19 protein-coding genes and 2 pseudogenes are annotated in these 24,516 nt (G+C 71.4%); 15 read left to right on the top strand and 6 right to left on the bottom strand.

Going from position 1 to position 24,516, the window contains the following annotated elements; all coding sequences use genetic code 11:
- Positions 1 to 95 precede the first annotated feature (95 nt).
- Genes CRP55_RS11515 through CRP55_RS11530 form a run of 4 tightly spaced genes read left to right on the top strand, consistent with a single transcriptional unit; the run spans position 96 to position 4,972 of the window.
- Positions 96 to 1,442, top strand: a complete 1,347-nt coding sequence (locus CRP55_RS11515) for a dipeptidase (RefSeq protein ID WP_097319916.1) — start codon at positions 96 to 98, stop codon at positions 1,440 to 1,442.
- Positions 1,443 to 1,453: 11 nt separating this feature from the next.
- Positions 1,454 to 2,935, top strand: a complete 1,482-nt coding sequence (locus CRP55_RS11520) for an FAD-dependent monooxygenase (protein ID WP_097319803.1) — start codon at positions 1,454 to 1,456, stop codon at positions 2,933 to 2,935.
- A 41-nt stretch (positions 2,936 to 2,976) separates the two neighbouring features.
- Positions 2,977 to 3,270, top strand: a complete 294-nt coding sequence (locus tag CRP55_RS11525) for a hypothetical protein (RefSeq protein WP_143234560.1) — start codon at positions 2,977 to 2,979, stop codon at positions 3,268 to 3,270.
- Between the two features lie 43 nt (positions 3,271 to 3,313).
- Positions 3,314 to 4,972, top strand: a complete 1,659-nt coding sequence (locus CRP55_RS11530; RefSeq protein WP_097319805.1) for an ATP-dependent DNA ligase — start codon at positions 3,314 to 3,316, stop codon at positions 4,970 to 4,972.
- A gap of 464 nt (positions 4,973 to 5,436) precedes the next feature.
- Here the strand turns inward: CRP55_RS11530 and CRP55_RS11535 are convergent.
- Positions 5,437 to 6,252: pseudogene (locus tag CRP55_RS11535) on the bottom strand (SURF1 family cytochrome oxidase biogenesis protein); the annotation flags it as partial.
- Between the two features lie 101 nt (positions 6,253 to 6,353).
- On the opposite strand from CRP55_RS11535, the gene CRP55_RS11540 reads away from it, so the two are divergent.
- On the top strand, positions 6,354 to 8,450 hold the full coding sequence (locus tag CRP55_RS11540; RefSeq protein WP_245922929.1) for a cobyrinic acid a,c-diamide synthase CobB: 2,097 nt from the start codon (positions 6,354 to 6,356) through the stop codon (positions 8,448 to 8,450).
- A 220-nt stretch (positions 8,451 to 8,670) separates the two neighbouring features.
- Positions 8,671 to 9,294, top strand: coding sequence for a TIGR03086 family metal-binding protein (locus CRP55_RS11545; RefSeq protein ID WP_097319807.1), 624 nt, complete (start codon positions 8,671 to 8,673; stop codon positions 9,292 to 9,294).
- Positions 9,295 to 9,672: 378 nt separating this feature from the next.
- Here CRP55_RS11545 and CRP55_RS11550 read toward each other — a convergent pair.
- Positions 9,673 to 11,805, bottom strand: a pseudogene (locus CRP55_RS11550) (transglycosylase domain-containing protein); the annotation flags it as partial.
- Positions 11,806 to 11,870: 65 nt separating this feature from the next.
- Between CRP55_RS11550 and cobC the strand changes: the two are divergent.
- The 4 genes from cobC to CRP55_RS11570 are packed head-to-tail and all read left to right on the top strand — an operon-like array spanning position 11,871 to position 15,570.
- Positions 11,871 to 12,923 (top strand): Rv2231c family histidinol phosphate aminotransferase CobC, encoded by a 1,053-nt coding sequence (gene cobC, locus CRP55_RS11555; protein WP_097319808.1) that lies wholly within the window; start codon positions 11,871 to 11,873, stop codon positions 12,921 to 12,923.
- A complete protein-coding gene (gene cobT / locus CRP55_RS11560; protein WP_281260777.1) occupies positions 12,920 to 13,978 on the top strand; it encodes a nicotinate-nucleotide--dimethylbenzimidazole phosphoribosyltransferase in 1,059 nt (352 codons plus the stop codon). The genes cobC and cobT overlap by 4 nt, the downstream gene beginning before the upstream one ends.
- Entirely contained in the window at positions 13,975 to 15,162 is a 1,188-nt protein-coding gene (gene cobA, locus CRP55_RS11565; RefSeq protein WP_097319809.1) for a uroporphyrinogen-III C-methyltransferase, read from the top strand. Before cobT ends, cobA begins: the two co-directional genes overlap by 4 nt.
- 48 nt (positions 15,163 to 15,210) lie before the next feature.
- Positions 15,211 to 15,570, top strand: coding sequence for a VOC family protein (locus CRP55_RS11570; RefSeq protein ID WP_245922930.1), 360 nt, complete (start codon positions 15,211 to 15,213; stop codon positions 15,568 to 15,570).
- Here the strand turns inward: CRP55_RS11570 and CRP55_RS11575 are convergent.
- Positions 15,558 to 16,979, bottom strand: coding sequence for an alpha,alpha-trehalose-phosphate synthase (UDP-forming) (locus tag CRP55_RS11575; RefSeq protein ID WP_097319811.1), 1,422 nt, complete (start codon positions 16,977 to 16,979; stop codon positions 15,558 to 15,560). The genes CRP55_RS11570 and CRP55_RS11575 overlap by 13 nt on opposite strands.
- A gap of 211 nt (positions 16,980 to 17,190) precedes the next feature.
- On the opposite strand from CRP55_RS11575, the gene CRP55_RS11580 reads away from it, so the two are divergent.
- From CRP55_RS11580 to CRP55_RS11600, 5 genes are all read left to right on the top strand, one after another.
- Entirely contained in the window at positions 17,191 to 17,664 is a 474-nt protein-coding gene (locus tag CRP55_RS11580; RefSeq protein WP_143234561.1) for a hypothetical protein, read from the top strand.
- Between the two features lie 124 nt (positions 17,665 to 17,788).
- Entirely contained in the window at positions 17,789 to 19,465 is a 1,677-nt protein-coding gene (ettA, locus tag CRP55_RS11585; protein ID WP_097319813.1) for an energy-dependent translational throttle protein EttA, read from the top strand.
- Complete coding sequence (locus tag CRP55_RS11590; RefSeq protein ID WP_097319814.1) at positions 19,458 to 19,865, top strand: acyl-CoA thioesterase; 408 nt, start codon at positions 19,458 to 19,460, stop codon at positions 19,863 to 19,865. Before ettA ends, CRP55_RS11590 begins: the two co-directional genes overlap by 8 nt.
- Complete coding sequence (locus tag CRP55_RS11595) at positions 19,862 to 20,521, top strand: DUF8185 domain-containing protein (RefSeq protein WP_097319815.1); 660 nt, start codon at positions 19,862 to 19,864, stop codon at positions 20,519 to 20,521. Before CRP55_RS11590 ends, CRP55_RS11595 begins: the two co-directional genes overlap by 4 nt.
- 132 nt (positions 20,522 to 20,653) lie before the next feature.
- Positions 20,654 to 21,235: a type III secretion system chaperone family protein gene (locus CRP55_RS11600; RefSeq protein WP_097319816.1), complete on the top strand. Its 582-nt coding sequence runs from the start codon at positions 20,654 to 20,656 to the stop codon at positions 21,233 to 21,235.
- 219 nt (positions 21,236 to 21,454) lie between these two features.
- Here CRP55_RS11600 and CRP55_RS11605 read toward each other — a convergent pair whose 3' ends face one another.
- From CRP55_RS11605 to CRP55_RS11615, 3 genes are read right to left on the bottom strand one after another with little or no spacing between them, the layout of a single operon-like run.
- Positions 21,455 to 22,711, bottom strand: coding sequence for a delta-60 repeat domain-containing protein (locus tag CRP55_RS11605; RefSeq protein ID WP_097319817.1), 1,257 nt, complete (start codon positions 22,709 to 22,711; stop codon positions 21,455 to 21,457).
- Positions 22,712 to 22,760: 49 nt separating this feature from the next.
- The gene (locus CRP55_RS11610; RefSeq protein WP_097319918.1) at positions 22,761 to 23,174 is read right to left on the bottom strand and encodes a globin; all 414 of its coding nucleotides are present in this window, start codon (positions 23,172 to 23,174) and stop codon (positions 22,761 to 22,763) included.
- On the bottom strand, positions 23,171 to 24,472 hold the full coding sequence (locus tag CRP55_RS11615) for an MFS transporter (protein ID WP_245922931.1): 1,302 nt from the start codon (positions 24,470 to 24,472) through the stop codon (positions 23,171 to 23,173). The genes CRP55_RS11610 and CRP55_RS11615 overlap by 4 nt, the downstream gene beginning before the upstream one ends.
- Between the last annotated feature and the right edge of the window lie 44 nt (positions 24,473 to 24,516).

Below are 24,516 nucleotides of genomic sequence, written 5' to 3' on the forward strand. Positions count from 1 at the left end.
TGCGGCCGCCCTGCGGCCGACGCCAGCCACCACCTGAACCGCGTCTCGCTCCCACGTGACCGGCAGGACAGACCCTTAGGATCGGGGTCATGAGTTTGAGTGAAACCGATCTGCGCGCCGCGGTCGCGCGGGAGCTGCCCGGGGTCCGTGCCGACCTGGAGCGGCTGATCCGCATTCCCGGCATCGCCTTCGAGGGCTTCGACCACTCCCACGTGGAGCGGTCGGCCGAGGCCGTCGCCGAGCTGCTGCGCGGCGTGGGCCTCGAGACGCAGATCGTGCGGCACGGCGGCCAGCCCGCCGTGATCGGCCGCAAGGTGGCGCCGGCGGGCGCGCCGACCGTGCTGCTCTACGCGCACCACGACGTGCAGCCGGTCGGCGACCTCGACAAGTGGACGAGTGACCCGTTCGAGCCGCAGGAGCGCGACGGCCGCCTCTACGGCCGCGGCGCCGCCGACGACAAGGCCGGCGTGATGGCACACATCGCCGCGCTGCGCGCCTTCGGCGACCAGCTCCCGGTCGGCGTCGTGGTGTTCGTCGAGGGCGAGGAGGAGTACGGGTCGGATTCGCTCGACGCGATCATCCAGGCCCACCTCGAGGAGCTGCGCTCCGACGTCATCGTGATCGCCGACTCCGGCAACTGGGACATCGGCGAGCCCGCCCTGACCACCTCCCTGCGCGGCCTGGTCAACCTGTTCGCCGAGGTCAAGGTGCTGCGCAGCGCCGTGCACAGCGGCATGTACGGCGGTCCCGTGCCGGACGCGCTGATCACGCTGTCCCGCCTGATCACGAGCCTGCACGACGAGCACGGCGAGGTGGCCGTCGACGGCCTGGTCGGCCGAGAGGGCGCGCCGGTCGACTACCCGGAGGACCGCTTCCGCCACGAGGCCGGCGCTCTTGACGGGCTCCAGCTCATCGGCAAGGGCACCATCACCGACCGCCTGTGGACCAAGCCGGCCATCTCCGTGCTCGGCATCGACGCGCCCCGCACGCTCGAGGCGGCCAACGCCCTGCAGCCCACGGCCAAGGCCAAGATCGGCGTACGGCTGGCCCCGGGCGACGACCCCGAGTCGGCGTACGAGGCGGTCAAGGCCCACCTGGAGAAAAACGTGCCGTGGGGCGCGCAGGTCGAGGTCACCCTGGAGAGCCTCGGCTCGCCCTGCGTGATCGACGCGACCGGCCCGGCCTACGACGCGGCCCGCGCCGCCTTCACCTCGGCCTGGGACGGCACCTCGCCGGTCGACATCGGCGTGGGCGGCTCGATCCCGTTCATCGCCACCTTCCAGGAGCTGTTCCCGCAGGCCGCGGTCCTGGTCACCGGGGTCGAAGACCCGTATGCGGGTGCGCACGGCCCCGACGAGAGCCTGCACCTCGGCGAGTTCGAGCGGGTCTGCGTCGCCGAGGCCCTGCTGCTGAAGAACGTGGCGGACACCTTGTCGAAGTAGAGGAGCGGCCGATGGCCGAGCTGACGTGTGACGTGCTGGTGGCGGGCGCCGGTCCGACCGGGCTGATGCTCGCCAACTGGCTGGTCAAACTCGGGGTCGACGTGATCGTCGCCGACGGCAAGGAGGGGCCCACCCGCGAGTCACGGGCCCTCGTCGTGCAGGCGCGCAGTCTCGAGATCTACGACCAGCTCGGCCTCGGCGACCTCGTGCTCCATGCCGCCCACCGGGCCGACGCGCTGGCGCCCGGTTTCAACGACCGCGCGTTCGGGCGGATCCCGATCGGCCCTCTCGGTGGCGATCTCACCCCGTACCCCTCAATAGAGGTCTTGGAGCAGAGCCGTAACGAGGAGATCCTCTACGAGAATCTCCAGAAGATCGGCGGCCGGGTCCATTGGGAGACCGCGGTGACGGCGGTGACGCAGACCGACGAGGGCGTGGTGGCCAAGGTCGGCAACGACACGGTCCGGGCCCGGTTCTGCGTGGGCTGCGACGGGGCCAATTCGGTCGTACGCAAGGCGCGCCGCATTCCGTTCGAGGGCGTGACCAACCCGCACAGGTTCTTCGTCCTCGACGCGGCGGCGACCGGCGGCATGGTGGAGAACGCCATCAACGTGCGCCCCGGCAGCTCCGACTTCCTGATCGGCTTCCCGATGCGCGGCCGCGGCAACTGGCGCCTGATCGGGCTGGTCGGCGACGACGACAAGTTCTCCGAGGAGGACGCGCGCCCGCTTCTGCGCCGATTCGCGGTGACATATGGCGAGGCGCGCTGGTTCGCGACGTACAAGGTGCATCACCGGGTCGCGGCGGCCTTCCGCGACGGGCCGTTCTTCCTGGCCGGCGACGCGGCCCACGTCCACTCGCCGGTCGGCGGGCAGGGCATGAACACGGGCCTGCAGGACGCGCACAACCTCGCCTTCAAACTGGCCGACGTGGTGCACGGCCGCCGCAAGGACGCGTGGCTCGACCGCTACGAGGCCGAGCGCCGCCCGGTGGCACAGACGCTGGTCGCCACCACCGACCGGCTCTTCGGGGCGGTGACCTCCCAGCGTCCGTTCTTCCGCGCCCTGCGGGCGCTGGTGGTGCCGCTGCTGGCGCCATTGGGCGTGCGGTTTCTGCCGCGCGCCAAGGGCGGCTCGCGCCTGTTCCAATACGTGTCCCAGATCCGCATCCACTACTGGATGACGGCCCGGGCCCAGGCGGCGTCGGGCGGCCGGCGCGATCCGGTGGTCGGCCGGCGGCTGCCCTGGACGGGCGGCAACTTCGACGTGCTGCGCGACCTGACGTGGCAGATCCACGCGTACGGGGACGTGACCTCGGGCGTTCCCGACCTCGGCGTGCCCGTGCACGTCTTCGCCGCGGCGCCCGGCACGGGCCTGCTTCCGGGGCGGCTCTACCTCGTACGCCCCGACGGATTCGTGGCCGCCGAGGCCTCTCCCGGCGACGCCGCCGACACGTTCTCACCCTTGCTACCGGTGCTTCGTCACAACGAGTGAACTGGTGCGCAAGCGCGTAGCGTCCTGTTAGGATATCGAACATGCGTTCGAACGATTCAGCCTCACTCGTGCCGGTGGTGCGGTCGTTGCCGGTCGGGCCGCGCCACGCCATCGACCGGCTCCGCTCCCGCGAGCGCCTCGAGTCCATCGCCCGCCTCCGCGCCGCCGTCCACGCGATGACCTCGGTCGACGTCGCCGACTGGGACGATTCCGCCCTCACCGACCACCTGGAAGACCTCTCGGCCACCCTGGTCGCCCTTGACGCCCAGGTGACCCGCGTGGCCGACCAGGTCCGGGCCCGCGGCTTCCGCATCTCCGAGCCCCGCGCCGCCTGAGCAGCACCCGAAAAATGTCGGGGGGTCCTGCGAGTATGTGGTGGTGCGATTCCTCGACCTCGCGGCGACCTCAGCGGCCGTCGCGGCGACCTCAGGGCGCAAGGCCAAGATCGAGCTCCTGGCCGACGCGCTGCGGCGGCTGGAGACCGATGAGATCGCGGCCGGGTCCGCGTTCCTCGCCGGTGAGCTGCGCCAGCGGCAGACCGGTGTGGGCTATGCGAGCCTGCGCGACCAGCCGCCGCCGGCGACCGAGCCGAGCCTCACCGTCGGCGGCGTCGACGCCGCGATCGCCGAGATCTCGGTGGTCGCCGGCGCCGGCTCACAGGCCCGGCGGCGCGAGCTGCTCGGTGCCCTCTTCACCGCCGCCACCGCCGACGAGCAGCGCCTGCTCGTCGGGCTCTTCAGCGGCGAGCTGCGCCAGGGCGCCCAGGCCGGCCTGCTGGCCGACGCGATCGCCAAGGCCTCCGGGGTGCCGCTCACCGCGGTCCGCCGGGCGCTGCTGCTCTCCGGCGACCTCAAACAGGTGGCCGTCGCCGCGCTGACCGGCGGCGCGCCGGCCCTGGCCGAGATCCACCTGCGCGTCGGCACCCCGCTGACCCCGATGCTGGCCCAGGCCGCCCCCGACGTCGGCGCCGCCCTGCTGGCCACCGGCACCCCGGCCACTGTCGACGTGAAGCTCGACGGCATCCGCATCCAGGTCCACCGCTCCGGCGACGACGTGGCCGTCTTCACCCGAAGCCTCGACGACATCACCGCCCGCATGCCCGAGGTGGTCGAGGCCGTCCGCAAGCTCCCCCTGCGCGAGGCCGTCCTCGACGGCGAGGCCATGGCCCTCGACGAGACAGGCCGCCCCCGCCCCTTCCAGGAGACGTCGAGCCGAGCCGCCACCCGAGGCGCCCGCGCCTCCGCCCGCCCGTCTTCCGCGCCGGCCTCGGCCTCGTCTTCCGTGCCGGCCCCGTCCTCCGTGCCGGCCTCGGCCCTGGCGCCTGCGCCGGCCTCCTCGCGTGCGGCTTCGGGGCGGGCGAGCTCCGCTGCGGCGCCGATTGCCCTGACCCCCTACTTCTTCGACCTGCTGCATCTCGACGGCGTAGATCTGCTGGACGAGCCGGGGCGGGTGCGCTGGGCGGCGCTGGCCGGCGCGCTGCCCCCGGAGCTGATCGTGGGGCGGACGACGGTCGAGACCGAGGAGGAGGCGGCGGCCGCCTTCGCGGCGGCGATCGCGGCCGGGCAGGAGGGCGTGGTCATCAAGGCGACCGAGGCGCCGTACGACGTGGGCCGCCGTGGCAACGCGTGGGTCAAGGTCAAGCCGCGGCACACGCTCGACCTGGTCGTCCTCGCGGTCGAGTGGGGGCACGGGCGGCGCCGGGGTTGGCTGTCGAACCTGCATCTGGGCGCGCTCGATCCGCGTACGGGCGAGTTCGTCATGCTCGGCAAGACGTTCAAGGGGCTGACCGACGAGCTGCTGCGCTGGCAGACCGAGCGTTTCCAGGAGCTGAAGCTCGACGACAACGGCTGGGTGGTCCGGGTCCGGCCGGTGCAGGTCGTCGAGATCGCCTTCGACGGTGTGCAGACCTCCCCGCGCTACCCGGGCGGCGTGGCCCTGCGCTTCGCCCGCGTCCTGCGCTACCGCGACGACAAGTCGGCCACCGAAGCCGACACCATCGACACGGTCCGGGCCATCGGCGGCCACCCGCCGCCGTAAGCACCGGCCGGAGTCGCCTCGCCTCCGTGGGCGTCGGCCCAAGCGGTCAGCCGCCGCTGTGTGCGACGGCCGGGTGGGGCTTTCCCCTGCGCTCGCTGCCCGATCGGGCACTCTCAGCAACGTCCGCCGATGACTTCCTGTACCGGCCGAGGCGGCGCGGTAGCGGACCGCTAACGGTCGCCGTCGTCCGCGGCGGCGCGCTTGCGGTCGGCTTCCTCGACGCGGTCGCCGGTGGCGGCCAGGGCGGCGGCCTTCTTGCGGTCGTACTCCTCCACGCGGTCCCCGGAGGCGGCCTGGCGGCGGTCGTACTCCTCGACCCGGTCTCCGGAGGCGGCCTGGCGGCGGTCGTACTCCTCGACGCGGTCCCCGGAGGCTGCCTTGCGGCGGTCGTAGTCGTCCACCCGGTCGCCTGACGCGGCCTTGCGGCGGTCGTGATCTTCGACTCGGTCGCGGGAGCGGGTCTCGGCGCCCGCCGGCTGCGCGGCGGCGGGTAGTGGCTCGCGGGCGGCGCCGGGGGAGCTGGGCTTCGACTCGCCGCGGGCCTCCTTGCGGGCGTAGTAGCCGTACGCGAACAGGGCCATCACCGCGAACAACCACCACTGGACCGCGTAGCCGCCGTTCTGCCAGGCGTCCTCGTGATCGATCGGGATCCGGGTGAAAGCGGCATCATTCGCCGGCGTCTGCTCCGTCAGGAGCACGTACGCTCCGTACACAGGATAGGGCATTTCGTGTGCGAGTTTGGGCACCGAGATGCGTCGGGTGTCCAGACGGCCGTTGCGCTGCTCGATCGGCGCCGGTCGACTTTCCGACAGGTGGAGCTGGCCCACGACGGTCACCGTGCCCGTCGGCGCGGCCGGCACCGTGGGCGCCGCCAGGGCTCCGCCGGGCGGGGCCGGGACCCAGCCGCGGTCGACCAGCACCGCCGTGCCGTCGTCCAGGACCAGCGGCGTGACGATCTCGTAGCCGACGTCGCCGTCCACCGTGCGGCCGCGCGCCTGGATCTCGTGAGCCGTGTCATATCGGCCGCTCACTGTGACCTTTGTCCAGGCCAGGTCCTTGCCGGGGGCCTGACCGGAGGCGCTCGCGGCGGTCGGCCGGGACAGGATCGAGGTCATCGGGACGGCCTGCACGGAGTCGGCGGCGTCGATGCGGTCGTTGATCGCGCTGCGCTCCTCGTACCGTCGCAGCTGCCAGTTGCCGAGCATCACCATGACCGACGCGGCCGCCAGAGCGAACGCGAGGGCGGCCAGCCAGCGCGGCCTCAGCAGGAAGCGGTACACGTCCCGAGGCTACCCGTCGGCCGGTTGACACCTGCTGGGGCCAGGTACTGTCCCACTTCGGTAGTCGACAACAGGCGATATTCCGTTCGGGAGAGTCATAGATGAGCGCCCAGCCCCGTCTGGTCGTGAGCGCGCCCGCGTCCGGGCACGGCAAGACCGCGATCGCGGTCGGCCTGCTCGCGGCGACCGCGGCGCGTGGCATCCCGGCGGCCGGGTTCAAGGTCGGCCCGGATCACACCGACGCCGCGTACCTCGGACTCGCGGCCGGCCGTCCCGGCCGCAACCTCGACCCCCGGCTGGTCGGCGCGCAGCGCATCGCCCCGCTCTTCCTGCACGGCGCCGGCAGCGCGCAGCTCTCGGTGATCGAGGGCGCGATGGGCCTGTTCGACTCGCTCACCGGCCAGCCCGAGATCGACGGCACCGCCGCGGTCGCGGCCGCCCTGCACGCCCCGGTCGTGCTGGTCGTCGACGTCGCCGCGATGGGGCATTCGCTGGCCGCGCTCGTGCACGGCTTCCGCATGTTCGACGAGATGGTCCACCTGGGTGGGGTGATCCTCAACCGGGTCGCGTCGCCGCGCCACGAGCAGATGCTGCGGACCGCCCTCGACGACATCGGCATGCCGGTGCTCGGCGCGCTGCGCCGCGGCGACCTGCCGAACGTGCTTCCGGCCCGCGCGCACGGCCCGGTGCCGGTCGCCCACCGCACGGTCGAGGCCAGCCGCGCCGTTCGCCGTCTCGGTGAGGCGGTCGCGGGCGCGCTCGATCTCGATCGCCTGATGGCCCTGGCGGCCTCGGCCCCCGCCTTGCCCGGGCCGATCTGGACGCCCGCCGACGTCGTCGGCGGCGAGGTCTTCGACCAGCGACCGGTGGTTGCGCTTGCGGGTGGTCCGGGTGCTCCTTTCACGTACGTCGAGACGGCCGAGCTCCTGACGGCCGCGGGCGCGGACGTGGCCGTGGTCGACCCTCTGCGCGACGAGTCGCTGCCGGCCGGTACGCGCGCGCTGATCGTCGGCGCCGGCCTTCCCGAGGGGTACGCCGAGGAGCTGTCGGCCAACCGCAGGCTCGGCAACGCGGTCGCCCAGTTCGCCCGCGACGGCTGGCCGGTCGTCGCCGAGGGCGTGGCCCTGCCGTGGCTGGGCCGCGAGTTCGACGGCCGCCCGATGTGCGGCGTCTTCGACGTCTCGGCCACCACCGCCGACCAGACCATCGCCGGCTACCGCGAGGCCACCGCCCCGACCACGTCGACGCTGGCCCCCGCCGGCGCCCGCATCACCGGCTACAAGCAGCACCGCGCGATCGTCACCCCGCGCGCCGGCACCGTCCCGGCCTGGACCTGGTCCGGCGGCAACCCGGAGGGCTTCGTCTGGCGCCAGGTGCACGCCTCCCAGCTGGGCCTGCACTGGGCCGCCGCCCCCGAGATCGCCAAGCGCATCGTCTCGGCCGCCCTGGCCGGCCCCGCTCCGATGTCCCCACCGCCCCGCCCTCAGATGCCGCCCCAGCCCCAGCACCAGCCGCCGATGCCGCCGGCCCAGCCGCAGCCGTCTCAGGCCCAGCCGGTTCAGCCCCAGCCGCAGCAGCCCCAGCCGCAGCAGCCCCAGCCGGTCCAGATTCAGCAGGTCCCGTCGCAGCCGGTCCACGCCGTGACCCCGCCCGCCGACCCTGCGCCGCAGCAACCGGTCCCGGCCGAGTCCCAGCCGACCCAGTCCTTCGCCGCCCAGCCGCCCACCGCCCAGCCGCAGACGCCGCCCGCTCCGGTGCAGCAGTCGCCGGGCTATCCGCAGCCGGCCCCGATGCAGCAATCACCCGCTCACCCGCAGCCGCTGTCGTTCCAGCCGCCCGCGGGCTACCCGCAGTCACCGCCGGCCGACCAACCGCCGGCCCACCACTTCGACCAGCCGCCGATCCATCTCGTCGACCAGCCCGGCCAGTCGTTCCACCAGCACGAGCAGCCCGGTTCGCCGATGTCGCAGCCGGCTCGTGCCTCCGTACAACCTGGCCCGTCGCATGCCCAAGCTCAGCACCAGGGCCGGCCCGAACATCTCGGATCTCCCGTTCAGCCGCCGGGGCATCTCTCCGGTTCACCCGCGCAGGCTTCCGTGCCGCCCGGCAACGATCAACAGCCGCCGCAGCCTTCGGCTCCGCGGCCCGCCGCGTCATCGTCCAATCTGAACGACACGGTGGACATCACCATCTCCTGAGCGACCCGGGGCCCGGGCGGGCACAACCACCGGATCCGGGTCGTCCGGATGACGCCGCGCAACAGCCGAACGCCGCGAGTTCGGCCGCCGAAACGCGCCCGTTCCACATAGATCAGGCCGAAAGCGCGAACCACCGCGAAAACGCCCTCCGCAAGGCACGAAACTGTCGTACCCCCGCCGTAACGTGAATGTAACGAGGACGACCCGAAGGAGGACTGCCGTGGCCGATCGTGTGCCGCTGGACTTCGACCCGCCGGTTCGGGTGCTGCGAGCGCTTCTGCTGGGCATCGACAATCACGAGCTGCTGGGCCCCACTCCGTGTCCCGACTGGAGCGTCGCCGCTCTGCTCGATCATCTGATGGGCCTGTCCTTCGCCTTCACGCAGACCGCCCGCAAACGCGCCGACGCCCCCGGCACCTCCGAGCCGCCGCCCGAGCCCTCCGCCCAGCATCTGTCCCGGCATTGGCGCAGCCGCCTCCCCGTCCTCCTGGAAGACCTCGCCACCGCCTGGAAAGAGCAGACCGCCTGGACGGGCACCTCGGCCGCCGGCGGCGTCACCATGCCCGCCGCCGCCCTCGGCCACGTCGCCATGACCGAGCTGATCGTCCACGGCTGGGACCTGGCCCGTTCCACCGGCCAGGAATACGCGGCCGACCCCCGCACCCTGGAGATCCTCATCGAGTTCAACGCGCAGTACCCACCCGAGGGCACCCCCGGCCTCTTCGGCCCGGTCCGCCCGGTCACCGACGACGAGGCCACCCTGCTCGACCAGCTCCTGGCCCTCACCGGCCGCGACGCCCAGTGGCGCGCCCCGCGCCGCCGCCCCGCCGCCCCAGCCGCCTGAAAGCGGCTAGTCGCGGTTGGTGTCGTCGGGGTTCGGGTTTCGGCGGCCGGAGTCGTCGTCCGCGTTGCCGCGTCCCGAGTCGCGCTCCTGGTTCTCGCGCTCGGTGTTGCGGCGCTCGGCGTCATCCGAGTTGGAGTGGCGGCGGGAGTCGCGCTCGGAGTCGTCCGAGTTGCGGCGCTCCGAGTCGTCGGAGCGGCGGTGGTCGGCGTCGTCGGAGTGGCGGCGTGAGTCGCGGTCGGCGTCGTTGCCGGCGTCCGACATGCGGCCGGAGTCGTCATCCGACGAGTCGCGGTCGGAGTCCGAGTCGCGGTCGCGGTCGGAGGTCGAGTCGCGGTCGCTGTCCGAGTCGCGGTCACGGTCGCGGTCGCGGTTTGACTTGGAGACGATCGCGTCCGAGGGCGGGGTGAACTTCAGCTTCGGCTGGCCCTTCAGGGCGTCCTTGAGCGTCTCCGCCACCGTGTACTTCGAGACCGTCCCTCGGCTCGTGCCCACGTTCCTCTCCGGGTTGTCCGGGTCGGCCACGAACGCCGCGGCCGCCAACTGGGGCGTGAACCCGCAGAACCAGGCCGTCTTGTTGCTGTCGGTCGTGCCGCTCTTGCCGGCCACCGGGCGTTTGAGGACCCCGTACACCATCTCCGACGTGCCCCAGCCCCCGCAGCCGCCCCGGGCCGCCCCGTATCCGGTCACGCAGCGGGCCGCGTCCGTCGCCGCGCGGGCCACGTCGACCGAGACCGCCCGGTGGCAGCGCGGCGCCGCGATCTCCTTGCCCTGATAGGTCGCCGTCCGGCCGTTGCGGTCGACGATCGACTTCACCGGCAGCGGCTCGCAGTAGTTGCCCTCCGCCGCCAGTGTCGCGAAGACGTTCGCCATCTCGATCGGCGTCGCGTCGCTCACGCCCAGCGTGAACGCTCCCCACCCCGACGCGTGCTCCGGCGTCGCCAGCCTGCGGTCCACGTCCGTACGCCAGCGCAGACCCAGCCGCTCGGCCATCTTCACCGCCTTCTCCGCGCCCACCTTCTGTTCGAGCTGCACGAAGTAGGTGTTCACGGACTTGCCGAAGCCGCTCCACATCGTCTGATCGCCTGTCATCGACGACGTCGAGTTCTTCGGGCACCAGTGCACGCCGCACGTCGCCGGTCCGGGCGCCGTGATGTATTTCGAGTAGAACCTCTGCGGGCTGTAGAACGACGTCGACAGCGGCATCCCCTCGTCCAGGGCCGCCAGCATCGTGAAGATCTTGAACGTGGAGCCCGCCTGGTAGCCGGCCATCGAGCCCCCGCCGAGCAGCGGGTTCACCGTGTTCGGGAAGTTGCCCTTCAGGTGGCGGTAGCGGCTGTGCTTCTCGTTGCCGGACTGGTCGAGGGAGTAGCGCCGGTTCACCGCCATGCTGACGACCCGGCCGGTGCCCGGCTCGATGATCACCTGACCGTGCGCGATGCGGCTGCGGCGCTTCTCCTTGTCGAGGACGTGCTCCATCGCGTACGCCTGAATCTTGGGGTCGATGGACGTGACCACCCGGTAGCCGCCGCGCCGCAGGTTCTCCTCGCGGTCGGAGACGCTCTTGCCGAAGGCCGGCTGTTCCTTCCACCACGACTTGAAGTAGTCGCAGAAGAAGCCCCAGTCGTTGTGCGGGTCGGCGATGGAGATGCAGTCGTTGGGCGGCGACGAGAGCTTCAGCGTGATCTTCGCCCGTTTGGCGTCGGCCGCCTGGGCCGCGGTGATCGTGCGCATCTTGACCATCTGGTCGATCACGTAGTTGCGGCGGTCGGTGGCCGCCTGCCGGTCCTGTGTCGCCGGGTCGTAGGCCGAGGGCGCCTTGACCAGGCCGGCGAGCAGGGCGGCCTCGGTGAGGGTCAGATTCTTCGGCGACTTCGAGAAGAAGACCTGAGAGGCGGCGAAGATGCCGTACGCCCGGTGGCCGAAGTACGCCGAGTTGAGATAGCGCTCGAGGATCTCGGCCTTGGTGAGCCGCTTCTCGAGCTCGATGGCCAGCCGCATCTCGCGGAGCTTGCGCGAGGTGGTCTGCTCGGTTGCCTCGAGCGCCTCCTTGGGGGTCTGCGCGCCGTCGCGGAGGGCCATGCGGACGTACTGCATGGTCAGGGTCGACGCGCCCTGCGAGACCCCGCCGGCCTTCTGGTTGGCGACGAAGGCCCGGGCCACGCCCTTGGCGTCGACCCCGTTGTGCTCGTAGAAGCGGGTGTCCTCGGACGCCACGATGGCCTGGGTGACGTACGGCGACATGTCCGCGATCTTCACCGGCTTGCGGTGTTCCTCGTAGAACGTGGTAAGCAGCGTCTTGCCGTCGTTGGCGTAGACGTACGTCGTCTGCGCGGTGGGCACCTCGATGAGCTTTTCGGGCAGGCCGTCGAGGGCTTCGGTGCCGGCCTTGACGCCGAGCCCGGCGAGGGCGGCCAGTGGATAGGCGAGGCCGGCGACCACGAGTCCCGCGATCAGGCCGGCACGGACGAGGGGAGCGACTTTTCCGGCTGCCACCCCTTGAAGGTATGACAAAACCTCTTATTTGCTCACGGAACAGCCGAAGTAACGTGCGTATCACGGTCGGGCATCCTGATGCCATGTCCCTCGACCTAGGCCATCACGGCGACACGGAGGTCGGCCCGGGCCTGATCGACCTGGCGGTCAACGTCCGGCACGAGCCCATGCCGCCCTGGCTCGCCCAGCCGCTGATGAGCTCGCTGAGCGACCTGAAGGCGTACCCCCAAGCCGAGAAAGCCACCGCGGCCGTGGCTCTCAGGCACGGCCGTGTCAGTGAAGAGGTCCTTCTGACCGCCGGTGCGGCCCAGGGCTTCGTCCTGCTGGCCCAGGCGCTGCGGGGCGCGAATCACCCAGTCGTGGTCCACCCGCAGTTCACCGAGCCGGAGGCCGCGCTGCTGAACGCCGGCCACGTGGTCGACCGCGTGCTGCTGCGCGAGGAGGATGGGTTTCGCCTCAAAAAAGAGGACGTGCCCGACGACGCCGACCTCGTCTTCGTCGGCAATCCCACCAACCCGACCTCCGTGCTGCACCCGGCTGCGGAGATCGCCGCCCTGGCTCGTCCGGGCCGCGTGCTGGTGGTCGACGAGGCGTTCTCCGACACCACGTTCCGTGAGGGTGTCGCGGGGGAGCCGGAGTCGCTCGCGTCCCGGCGCGATCTGCCCGGCCTGGTCGTGCTGCGCAGCCTGACCAAGACGTGGGGCCTGGCCGGCCTGCGGATCGGATATCTGCTCGGCCCGGCCGATCTGCTGAAACGGCTCGCCGCCGCCCAGCCGCTCTGGGCCGTGTCGACGCCCGCCCTGGCTGCCGCTCTCGCCTGCGCGTCACCCACCGCGATCGCGGCCGAGCGGGAGATCGCCCGCCGCCTCGCGGCGGACCGGGCTCACCTGCTGCGCAGGCTCGGCGAAGTGCCGAAGGTCACGGTCGCTGGGGCTCCGGCCAGTGCCTTCGTTAGCGTACGCCTCCAAGGGGCCGACAAAATCAGGCTGGAGCTGCGGGAACGCGGCTATGCCGTGCGCCGGGGCGACACCTTCCCCGGCCTGGGCGCCGACTGGCTGCGGTTGGCGGTGCGCGACACTGCCACCACCGACGCATTCGTCGAGACCCTGACCGCCGTCATCGAGGAGCAAGCGTGACCGCATCGCTGGAGGGCACCCTCGCCGCCGTCCGTCCCGCCGACGAGCCGGCGATGGCCGCCGCCCGCGAGCACCAGGCCCGGCTGACCAAGCCGGCCGGTTCGCTGGGCGCCCTCGAGGAGCTCTCGGTGCGGCTGGCCGGTCTGGCCGGGGTCAACCCGCCGCCGCTGCCCACCCCGGCCACGGTCGCGGTCTTCGCCGGCGACCACGGCGTGCACGCCCAGGGCGTCAGCCCGTGGCCGCAGGAGGTCACCGCCCAGATGGTGGCCAACTTCGTGGCCGGCGGCGCGGTCGTCAACGCGTTCGCCCGGCAGGCCGGCGCGGACGTCATGGTGGTCGACGTCGGCGTGGCCATCCCGCTGCACGGCGGCGCCACCCTGCTCGACGCGAACGTGCGCCGCGGCACCCGGGACATGACGGTCGAGCCGGCCCTGACCCGCGAGGAGGCCCTGGCCGCGGTCGAGGTCGGCCTCGGCGTGGCCGGCGCGCTGGTCGACAACGGCGCCAAGTGCCTGCTCACCGGCGACATGGGCATCGCCAACACGACTCCGGCGGCGGCCCTGATCGCCGCCTTCACCGGCCTCGCCCCGGCCGAGGTGACCGGCCGCGGCACCGGCATCGACGACGCCACCCTCGACCACAAGGTCGAGGTGGTGGGCCGAGCTCTGGCACTGCACCGGCCCGACAAGGCTGATCCGCTGAGCGTGCTGGCCGCGGTCGGCGGTCTCGAGCACGCCGCGCTGACCGGCTTCATCCTCGGCGCCGCCGCCCGCCGGGTGCCGGTGATCATCGACGGGGTCATCGCCGCCTCGGCCGCGCTGGCCGCCGCCGCCTTCGCCCCCGACGCGGTCGCCGCCATGGTCGCCGGGCACCGCTCGGCCGAGCCCGGCGCCACCGTCGCCCTGGCCCACCTGGGCCTGGAGCCGCTGCTCGACCTCGGCATGCGCCTGGGCGAGGGCAGCGGCGCCGTGCTCGCGCTGCCGGTCGTCGAAGCCGCCGTCCGGGTGCTGCACGAGGTCGCCACGTTCGATTCCGCGGGAGTGTCCGAGAAATGAGTGTCTACCCTCTCGGTCTGAAGCTCACCGGCCGCCGGGTGCTGATGGTCGGCGGCGGCGCCGTCGCCACCCGCCGCGTCCCGGCCCTGATCGCGGCCGGCGCGCGGGTCGAGATCGTCTCGCCCGACCTCAGCCCGGCCCTGCACGGCCACGTCGACGCCGGCCGGGCCACCTGGACGGCGCGGCGCTTCGAGCCGGGCGACGTCGACGGCGCCTGGCTCGTCCACGTCGCGATCGACGACCCGGCGGCGGCCGAGCAGGTCAGCGCGGCCGCCGAGGAGCACCGGATCTTCTGCGTCCGCGCCGACGACCGCGAGGCGGCCACCGCGTGGACGCCCGCGGTCACCCGCCAGGGCCAGGTCACGGTCGCGGTCACCGACGGCGGCGACCGGCGGCGCGCGATGGCCGTCCGCGACCTGGTCGCGCATGCTCTGGAGAGCGCGCCGGCCGCGACGGAGGAGTACAAGGGCGTGGCCCTGGTCGGCGCCGGCCCCGGCGACCCCGAGCTGATCACCGTGAAGGGCCGCCGGCTGCTCGCCGCGGCCGACGTGGTGGTGGCCGACCGCCTCGTGCCGGGCATGCTCCTGGGCGACCTGCGGCCGGAGGTCGAGTTCGTCGACGCCGCCAAGATCCCGTACGGGCCGCAGAAGGCCCAGGAGGAGATCAACCGGATCCTGGTCGAGCGCGCGCTCGAGGGCAAGTTCGTGGTGCGGCTCAAGGGCGGCGACCCGTTCGTCTTCGGCCGCGGCGGCGAGGAGGCCATCGCCTGCGCCGAGGCCGGCGTCCCGGTGCTCGTCGTCCCCGGCGTGACCAGCTCGATCGCCGCGCCCGCGCTGGCCGGCATCCCGGTCACCCACCGGGGCGTGGCCCACGAGTTCACCGTGGTCTCCGGGCACGTCGCGCCCGACAGCGGCGCCTCACTCGTCGACTGGCCGGCGCTGGCGAAGATGCGCGGCACCGTCGTCGTCCTCATGGGCCTGAAAAACCTGCCGAAGATCGCCGCACGCCTGATCGCCGAGGGCCGCTCGGCCGAGACGCCGGCCGCGGTGGTGCAGGAGGGCTCGACGGCACACCAGCGTTCGCTGCGCGGCACGCTCGGCTCGATCGCCGCCGACGCGGCCGAGGCCGGCATCCATCCGCCGGCCATCGTCGTCATCGGCGACGTCGTTCACGTAGGGGTATAGAACCACTACACACCGGGTACGACCGTGAATATGGACGGACGGCCGCGAATGACGTTGACGAGCACGGTGCTGGACGCTCCGGACGCCCGGGAGCTGGCGGACTTCTACCACCGGCTGCTGGGCTGGAGCATCACCACGGAGGAGACGGACTGGGTGATCCTCGGCGCGCCGGGTGGCGGCGCCGGGCTCTCCTTCCAGACCGAGAAACAGTACGTGCGGCCGGTGTGGCCGGCCGGGCCGGGCGATCCGCAGATGAGCGCCCACCTCGACATCAAGGTCGACGATCTGGAAGCGGCGTGCGCCCACGCCACCCAGGCGGGTGCGACGCTCGCCGACTTCCAGCCGCAGGAGACCGTCCGGGTCTTTCAGGACCCGGCCGGCCACCCGTTCTGCCTTTACGTCGACTGATCGGTGATCTCGCGGCCGCCGGCCGCCTCGGCGAGAGCGTCCAGGAACGTGTGGGCCCACTGCGCCACATCATGGGTGCGCAGGTGGCGCTGCATCACCCGCATGCGCCTTTTCAGCTCGGCCGGCTCGGCCGCGACGGCCCGCAGCAGCGCGTCCTTGACGCCGTCGGGGTCGTGCGGGTTGCACAGGAACGCCTGGCGCAGCTCGGTGGCGGCCCCGGCGAACTCGCTGAGCACCAGCGCCCCGCCGGTGTCGGCCCGGCAGGCCACGTACTCCTTGGCGACCAGGTTCATGCCGTCGCGCAGCGGCGTCACCATCATGACGTCGGCCGCCACGTACATCGCGGCCAGCTCCTGCTTGCTGTAGGACTGGTGCAGGTAGTGCACGGCCGGCACGCCGACCCGGCCGAACTCGCCGTTGATGCGGCCCACCTCGCGCTCGACCTTCACCCGCAGCGTCTGGTAATGCTCGACGCGCTCGCGGCTCGGTGTCGCCACCTGCACCATCACCGCGTCGCCGACCTTGAGCTTGCCGTCGGCCAGCAGCTCGCGGAACGCCTTGAGGCGCAGCTCGATGCCCTTGGTGTAGTCGAGCCGGTCGACGCCCAGGATGATCGTCTTGGGGTCGCCGAGCTCGGCCCGGATCTCCTTGGCGCGGGCCTGGACCTTGGGGTCGGCCGCCATCCGCTCCATCTCGCGGGTGTCGATGCTGATCGGGAAGGCGCCCGCCTTGACCTTGCGGCCGTCCACCTGGATCGACTGGCCCTCATAGCGCAGACCCAGCAGGTGCCGGGCCAGGCGTACGAAGTTCTGCGCCGCCAGCCGCTGCTGGAAGCCGACCAGGTCGGCGCCGAGCAGGCCGCGCAGCACCTCGGCCCGGAACGGCATCTGCATGAACAGCTCGATCGGCGGGAACGGGATGTGCAGGAAGAACCCGATCTTGAGGTCGGGGCGCAGCTCCCGCAGCATCGCCGGCACCAGCTGAAGCTGGTAGTCCTGCACCCAGACGGTCGCACCCTCGTCGGCCACCTCGGCCGCGGCCTGGGCGAAGCGCTGGTTGACCAGGCGGTACGTCTCGCGCCAGCGCCGCTTGTAGACCGGCGTCTCGACGGCGTCGTGATAGAGAGGCCAGATGGTCGCGTTGGACTGGCCCTCGTAATAGCGTTCCAGCTCCTCGGCGCTCAACGGCACCGGGTGGATGTGGATGCCCTCCAGTTCGAAGGGCTCGGGCGCCTCGCCGGTGCCACCGGCCCACCCGATCCACGTGCCCCCGTGCTCGGTCAGCACCGGATGGAGCGCGGTGACCAGGCCGCCCGGACTCGTGCGCCACTGGCGCTCCCCGTCCGGGGTGGTGACTTCATCGACGGGCAGACGGTTGGCGACTACGACGAAGGAACTTCGTTCGGCCACGCTGAGTGCACCTCCGGGTCGTTTCTGTTCCCCCTGTGAGCCTACTGTGCGTAGCAGCACGGGGCGTGCCCAGTCTTCAATGGCCGCCGTGGCCCTGGTGGCGGCCGGGTGTCATTCTGGGCGCGTGACACCTCCGGATGATCTTTCCCCGCCACGGCGGCCGATCTTCTTCCCTGTGGTCATTGCCACCGTTTTCCTCACGATCATCGGAATGACCACCGGATTCGTGCTCGGCGAGAAGCAGCGCCGCGACGAGGCGCGCGAACAGGAGCAGCAGCAACAACAGCAGAACCAGCAGCCGCAGGAGTCCGTGTCGCCGCCGGCGCCGGCCATCGCGGCCGAGGACCTCTGCCCGTCCGAGACGCTGGCCAAGGCGCGCAGCCTCGGCTTCTCCGACCAGCTGCGCCGCCTGCACCGGTACGTGACCGACCGGGGCACCGTGGTCTGGATCTGCCAGGACCCGGGCGGCCGGCTGTTCTACCAGAGCAAGACCGGCGGCGAGCAGAAGCAGCTGGTCCAGGGCGTCAACGGCCTCCTGCTGACTGACGCCGTGGAGACCGGCGAGAACGCCTACGAGGCGACCGCGGCCAACGGCAACCAGTTCTTCATCTCCCGCAAGCAACTCAAGATCGAGTTCGTCGACGGCCGCAAGGACCAGGTCGACGACGTCGTCGATTTCGAGTGACGCGGGGAATCCTTGACGCCGTGGCGGGGTTGAGTTAGGGAGTCGGCGGGCGACCTGGAAAGATTGCCCCGGCATTCTGCGCTCAGTCGGGCGCAACTCAACGATCACGGAGGTAGGGCGCACCGTGGCCCAGTTCATCTACGTCCTGGAAAAGGCGCGCAAGGCGCACGGCGACAAGGTCGTGCTCGACAACGTGACGCTGAACTTCCTGCCCGGCGCCAAGATCGGTGTGGTCGGCCCGAACGGCGCCGGTAAGTCCACGCTGCTCAAGGTCATGGCCGGCATCGAGACGCTGAGCAACGGCGAGGCCCGGCTGATGCCCGGCTACACCGTCGGCATGCTCGCGCAGGAGCCGCCGCTCAACGAGTCCAAGACCGTCCTCGGCAACATCGAGGAGGCCGTGGCCGAGACCAAGGCCAAGCTCGACCGGTTCAACAAGATCGCCGAAGAGATGGCGACCGACTACACCGACGAGCTGATGGAGGAGATGGGCAAGCTCCAGGAGCAGCTCGACAACGTCAACGCCTGGGACCTCGACTCCCAGCTCGAGCTGGCCATGGACGCGCTGCGCTGCCCGCCGCCGGACGCCGACGTCACTCAGCTCTCCGGTGGTGAGCGCCGCCGGGTCGCGCTGTGCAAGCTGCTGCTCGAGGCGCCCGACCTGCTGCTGCTCGACGAGCCCACCAACCACCTCGACGCCGAGAGCGTGAGCTGGCTGGAGCAGCACCTCGCGAAGTACGCCGGCACGGTCATCGCCATCACCCACGACCGGTACTTCCTCGACAACGTGGCCAACTGGATCCTCGAGCTCGACCGCGGCCGCACGTACCCGTACGAGGGCAACTACTCGACGTACCTCGACAAGAAGGCCCAGCGCCTCGCGGTCGAGGGCCGTAAGGACGCCAAGCTCAAGCGGCGCCTCACCGAGGAGCTCGAGTGGGTGCGCTCGAACGCCAAGGCCCGCCAGACCAAGAGCAAGGCCCGCCTCGACCGGTACGACGAGATGGCCAGCGAGGCGGAGAAGACCCGCAAGCTGGACTTCGAGGAGATCCAGATCCCGCCGGGCCCGCGTCTGGGCAACACGGTCATCGAGACCAAAGACCTGGTCAAGGGCTTCGACGGCCGTACGCTCATCGACCACCTGTCGTTCTCGCTGCCCCGCAACGGCATCGTCGGCATCATCGGCCCGAACGGCGTCGGCAAGACCACGCTGTTCAAGACCATCGTCGGGCTCGAGCAGCCGGATGAGGGCAGCGTCCGCGTCGGTGAGACGGTGAAGCTGTCCTACGTCGACCAGAACCGCGAGGGTCTGGGCGGCGACGAGACGGTGTGGGAGGTCGTCTCCGACGGTCTCGACCACCTGATGGTCGGCAAGGTCGAGATGCCGTCCCGGGCGTACGTGGCGGCCTTCGGTTTCAAGGGCCCCGACCAGCAGAAGCCGGTCAAGGTGCTCTCCGGTGGTGAGCGCAACCGCCTCAACCTGGCGCTGACGCTGAAGATCGGCGGCAACGTGATCCTGCTCGACGAGCCGACCAACGACCTCGACGTCGAGACGCTGTCGAGCCTGGAGAACGCGCTGCTCGAGTTCCCCGGCTGCGCCGTGGTCATCTCCCACGACCGGATGTTCCTCGACCGGGTGGCGACCCACATGCTCGCGTGGGAGGGCACGGACGAGGACCCGGACAAGTGGTTCTGGTTCGAGGGCAACTTCGAGGCGTACGAGAAGAACAAGGTCGACCGTCTCGGCGCCGACGCCGCCCGCCCGCACCGGGTGACGTACCGCAAGCTCACTCGTGACTGAGAGATTCGTCTACGACGTGCCCGTGCGCTGGTCCGACATGGACGCGTACGGGCACGTGAACAACGCGCGCTTCCTCACGCTGTACGAGGAGGCGCGCGTTGCCATGTTCTTCGTCGGCGCGCGCAAGCACGGCCTGGGATCGTTCGAGGAGGGCATCGTCATCGCCCGCCACGAGATCGACTATCTGCGCCCGGTCGACTACGGAGATCCGGTCCGCGTCGAGATGTGGATCTCCGAGGTGCGCGCCGCGGCCTTCACGGTCTCGTACGAGCTGTACGACGGCGACGTGCTGGCCAGCCGGGCCAAGTCGGTCTGCGTGCCGTACCACCTCGCTCAGGGCCACCCTCGGCGCCTGAGCGAGGCGGAAAGAGAGTTCCTGCGACCGTACGTCGCGTCATGAGCTCCCACGGTCTGCTCGGTGTCCCCGACGCAGGCGCCTTCCTGGCTCGGCTGGTTCGGCTCGACCCGGGCGCTCCCGTCCGCCTGAAGACCTCCGGCGGCCGGGTGGCGCTCTGGGCCCGGCTGCCCTGGGACGTGCTGGTCACCCGCGAGGTGGCCGGGCAGGGTCCGCAGGACGCCACCGTCGCCGCCCGTGAGCTGCTGGACGTGCTGGCCCGCGGGGGAGACGAGCTGCCGCCGCTGCGGGACGCGCAGTGGCGCTGGCCGCTGCCGCCGGCCGGCGGCGAGACGGTCGAGTCGGTCTCCGGCGCCGAGCTGAGCCGGCTGGCCGCCGCGGCCGCCGGGACGCTGCGCGAGGTGACGGCGAGCGGCCTCAGTGGACGGGCGGTCGGTCAGCGGGCCGTCCGTGACGCGCTCCTCGACCATGTCGCTCTCGTCGTGACGCCGCCCGGCGGCCGCCCGGTCGAGGTGTCCCAGCGACTCGTTCAGGCGATTTCCCGGATGGGTTTCCTCGGCGCGGGAGACACTGAGGGTCCGGCGACGCGCGTACGAGTAGCGGGGCGCTGGGTGGGACTTTCTGCACCATATGGAGTGGCGTGGCTACAGGCCGTCAATAAATTGACCGTTATGCCTATAGTCGATCACCCGAAAGGGTGATGCCGTATCGGACAACCGGTTGCGCCCTCCGGTTGGGGGGATGACCTCCGCGAAACCTACGGGTACCGTCGGCCCTCGGATCCACTCGCTACGTCCGGCGGTGGGGTCTGCTGGGGAGTGAGGTGCGCAAAGATGCCGTGGTGGTCATGGCGTCCGGGCTCGGCCGCGGGTAACCCGGTGGAGACCGACGACGATTCGACGGTTCGCAGTGCCGTACGGGTCGGAGTTCCGGCCCAACGAGAGCCCGGCCGGCTTCCGGTTCCGGCCGACACGGTCGCCTCCGAGGAGCCCGAAACGGTCGCGCCGGTGACGCTGACCCGCATCGGCAAGGCGCTGGACCTGCTCGACATCCGGTTCCTGGCCGACGGCGGCGGCAGCCTCCTGGCGATGTGGGAACGGCACGCCGTGCTGTTCACCCTCGAGGGCCCCGACGACGAGATCCTCGTCATGCGAGCCCGCCCCCACTCGACGGTCCCCCCGGATTGGGCCGACCGCGCCTACCGCGTGGTCAACGAGTGGAACCACACCCGCCGCTTCTGCAAGGCCTACGTGGGCGACCCCACCGAACGAGGCCAACTCCCAATTTATGCAGAGCTCCAGGTCCCCTTGGCCGCCGGCACCCACGACGCCCTACTGGTAGAGCTCCTGGACTGCGGCGCCGCCGTAGCCACCAGCTTCGTCGACTGGCTCCACGACGAGGGCGCCCTGCTGTAGCACTAAGCCCAGTCCCCACCCAAAACGGTCAAATCTTCCATGGCGCTGCCATCCATGTGAGCGGCCCGCGATTTGCCCCGTTGATGAGAAGTGTGGGGTTTACCGACGCCGTGTTCTTTGCGGCGTTGGTAAACCCCACACTTCTCATCAACCTCCCAGGCGCAAATCGCCCGCGGAGCGAAGCGAAGCCAGCCAGCTCAGCAGCCGTATGCACCCAGCTCAACCCAACGGGAACATCCCCACCCGCCCGTGGTACTCCCGCCCCAGCTGATCGGTGTCAGACCCGACGAGCAGCCCCCGGGAGTGCACCACAAACACCCGAACCCCAACCCCGCGAGAGCGCGTGGGGTTCCACGTCAGCGACCGGCCCGTCGTGGGGCTGACCGCCCCGATGCCGGGCCGGGAAACCGCACCCGGGCCGGGGCCCTTGGCGTCCGAGCCGTACGGGTTGTCGAAGTAGCGCTGGTGCCCACCGAGGTAGACCGCCGACCCGGTCACCGCAACCGCGTACAGCGAATCCCCACCAGTCCGCTGCACCCACGTCGGATTGTGACGCCCCGAGCCCGCAACCTCGAACCGGGCCGCCGAGTCACACAGCCGATCCGGCGAGCTGGCCCGCCCGGTGGCGGCCACCACGAAGTACGACCCGTCCGGCGAGAACTTGACCTGCCGCAGGTACGTGTCGAAGCCCTTCATGCACTGCGGCTTGTACGCGTCCGTGTACCAGCTGGTCAGCTGCGCCGACGGCCCGCCGACGTCGAACATCGCGATCTGCGTCCGGTCGTACCCGCTCGCCCTGAGCAGCGCCCCCACCGCGACCAGCTTCCGCCCGTCCGGTGAGATGTCGAAGTGCTCCACCCGCGTCCGGCTCAACCCGGGCGCCGTCAGCTTCGCGTCGAATCCGGTGTCCACGGCCCCCGTGGCCGCGCTGAGACGAGCCAGCCCGGCCCGGTTGACGCCGTTGATCGCCGAGAACGTGCCGGCCGCGTACAACCGGGAACCCCGCGCGTTGAGCGACCGGACGTCCCCCCAGTTGATTTTCGCGTTGAACGCGCTGACCCGCTGCCCGCCCATGGTCAGGCGGGTGAGGCCTCGCTGGGCCGCCCCGTTGACGGTCTTGAAGGCGCCGCCGGCGTACACCGTCCCGTCCTCACCCGCGGTCAGGGCGTAGATCGCCCCGTCGACCTGCGGGGCGAATCCGCGGACGGCCCCGTCGTTCAGCCCGAACGCGAAGATGTTCTTGCGGGCGAACGTGGTCCGGCGGGTGCTGTCGGTGACCTTCGTGAAGGCGCCGCCGACCACGACCGTGTCGCCGACGATGGTCATCGACCAGACCGTGCCGTCGAGGACGTGCGGGGTGAAGTCCACCGGGTTCGCGGACACCACGGTGCGCTGGGCAAGGTCGGCCGCGGCGGGATGCGCGCACGCCACGGCGGCGGCGGCGATGGTGGCGGCGGCAAGCAAGCGGCGACGCATGCGAAAGGCTCCAGGTCAGTTGAGCAGCGGATTCCTACCGCTCAACGACTCAGGCATTAACCATGAAATGGGCGGCCCGCTCCAAATAGTCCCAAAGCTGGTCATGCAAGGGCTTCGGGAGTTCCAGGCTGTCGACCGCGTCGCGCATGTGCTTGAGCCAGGCGTCGCGGGCCGCGAGGTCGACCACGAAGGGTGCGTGGCGCATGCGCAGGCGGGGGTGGCCCCGGGAGGCCTGGTACGTGTTCGGGCCGCCCCAGTACTGCATGAGGAACAGGGTCAGCCGGTCGGCCGCCGGGCCCAGGTCTTCCTCCGGGTACATCGGGCGCAGCAGGGGATCGTCGGCGACACCCTCGTAGAACCGGTCGACGAGACGCCGGAACGTGGGCTCGCCACCGACGGCTTCGAAAAAGTTGGCGGGGTCGGTCACCGTTCCATCCTGCCAGCCGCGCCGGGAACCGGTCAGGCCGCGGCCCTGTGACGGCCGTGATGCTCGTGCTCGGGTGACGCCTGCTCGGTGGCCGCCGTGAACGCCTCCCGGCTCGGCCAGCTGGCGGCCAGCACGCCCATCGCCACCGCGCCTCCGACGCTCCACAGGCCGACCACCAGCGGCAGCCAGAAGTGGTCGGCCAGCAGGCCGGTGACCATGACGGCCGCGAACTGGCTGAGCTGCATGCCGGTCTGCATCACGCCGTACGCCCGGGCGCGGTACCCGTGCGGCAGGATGAGCACGAACCGGGCGTTCAGCGTGGGTGTGATCCCGCCCTGCGCGATGCCGGAGAGCGCCACCAGCACGGCCACCACCGGGGCCGGCGGGCCGGCGAGGGCCGGCACCAGCACGAGTGCGGCGAGCACCGCGAGCGGCCGCACCAGCCGGTCGCGCAGCTCGGGGCCGGCGAGCCGGCTGATCAGCAGGCCGCCGACGACGAAGCCGATCGGGCCGGCCGCCATGATGAGGCCCTGGTCGAGGCCGCGGGTGGCCGAGTCGGGGTCGCTCTCGGCGGCCCACGCGGCGGCCAGGCCCTCGGGCACGACGGCGAACATCGTCAGGACGAAGACCATGATGGCGATCGAACGCAGGGTCGCCGTGCCGAAGACCAGCTGGAAGCCCTCGCCCGACTCGCGCAGCAGGTGACGGCGCTCGGACCGGTCGTGCGCGGCCGGCCGGGGCTGCACACCCCAGGCGATCAGGGCGGCCGAGACCGCGAAGGTGACCACGTCGATGGCCAGGGCCACCTGCGGGTTGATCGCGGTGGCCAGGGCGGCGCCGGCCATGTATCCGAACACCTGGGCCGCCTGCACTGTCGTCGCGTTGGTGGCGACGGCGATGGGCAGCTTGTCGCGCCCGACCACCAGCGGCTGGAGGGCCGACCGGGCGGCCTGCGTCGGCGGCGTGCCCAGGCTGGCCAGGAAGACCAGCAGGAGCATGACGGGGATGGGCACGCCGGGGATGAGCAGCATCGCGATGACGACCATGCGGAACAGGTCGGCCGTGATCAGGACCCGGCGGTACGGGTAGCGCTCGGCCAGCGCGGACAGCAGCGGCCCGCCGACGACCCAGGGGAGGAAGCTGACCGCGAACGCCGCCGCGGACATGAGGACGGACTTGCTCTCCTCGTAGACGAGGACGGTGATGGCGGCGCGGGCGAGGTAGTCACCGACCCAGTTGACGATCAGCGAGAGGTAGAGCGCACGGTATTCGCGCACGCCGAACAGGTCGCGGAAGGTGACCTTCCTATCGCTCTCTGTCACCGCCTCGGACACCAGGTCCTCTCTCGATCTCGGCTGTCACCGGGTCGCGGCGAACG

The sequence above is a fragment of the Paractinoplanes atraurantiacus genome (assembly GCF_900215205.1).
GTDB classification, from domain to species: Bacteria; Actinomycetota; Actinomycetes; order Mycobacteriales; family Micromonosporaceae; genus Actinoplanes; species Actinoplanes atraurantiacus.

Coding starts and splice junctions, on each gene's coding strand:
- CRP55_RS11520 (WP_097319803.1), top strand. CDS start 1,454: ATGGCCGAGCTGACGTGTGACGTGCTGGTGGCGGGCGCCGGTCCGACC.
- CRP55_RS11525 (WP_143234560.1), top strand. CDS start 2,977: ATGCGTTCGAACGATTCAGCCTCACTCGTGCCGGTGGTGCGGTCGTTG.
- CRP55_RS11540 (WP_245922929.1), top strand. CDS start 6,354: ATGAGCGCCCAGCCCCGTCTGGTCGTGAGCGCGCCCGCGTCCGGGCAC.
- cobC (WP_097319808.1), top strand. CDS start 11,871: ATGTCCCTCGACCTAGGCCATCACGGCGACACGGAGGTCGGCCCGGGC.
- cobA (WP_097319809.1), top strand. CDS start 13,975: ATGAGTGTCTACCCTCTCGGTCTGAAGCTCACCGGCCGCCGGGTGCTG.
- CRP55_RS11570 (WP_245922930.1), top strand. CDS start 15,211: ATGACGTTGACGAGCACGGTGCTGGACGCTCCGGACGCCCGGGAGCTG.
- CRP55_RS11580 (WP_143234561.1), top strand. CDS start 17,191: ATGACCACCGGATTCGTGCTCGGCGAGAAGCAGCGCCGCGACGAGGCG.
- CRP55_RS11595 (WP_097319815.1), top strand. CDS start 19,862: ATGAGCTCCCACGGTCTGCTCGGTGTCCCCGACGCAGGCGCCTTCCTG.
- CRP55_RS11600 (WP_097319816.1), top strand. CDS start 20,654: ATGCCGTGGTGGTCATGGCGTCCGGGCTCGGCCGCGGGTAACCCGGTG.
- CRP55_RS11605 (WP_097319817.1), bottom strand. CDS start 22,711: ATGCGTCGCCGCTTGCTTGCCGCCGCCACCATCGCCGCCGCCGCCGTG.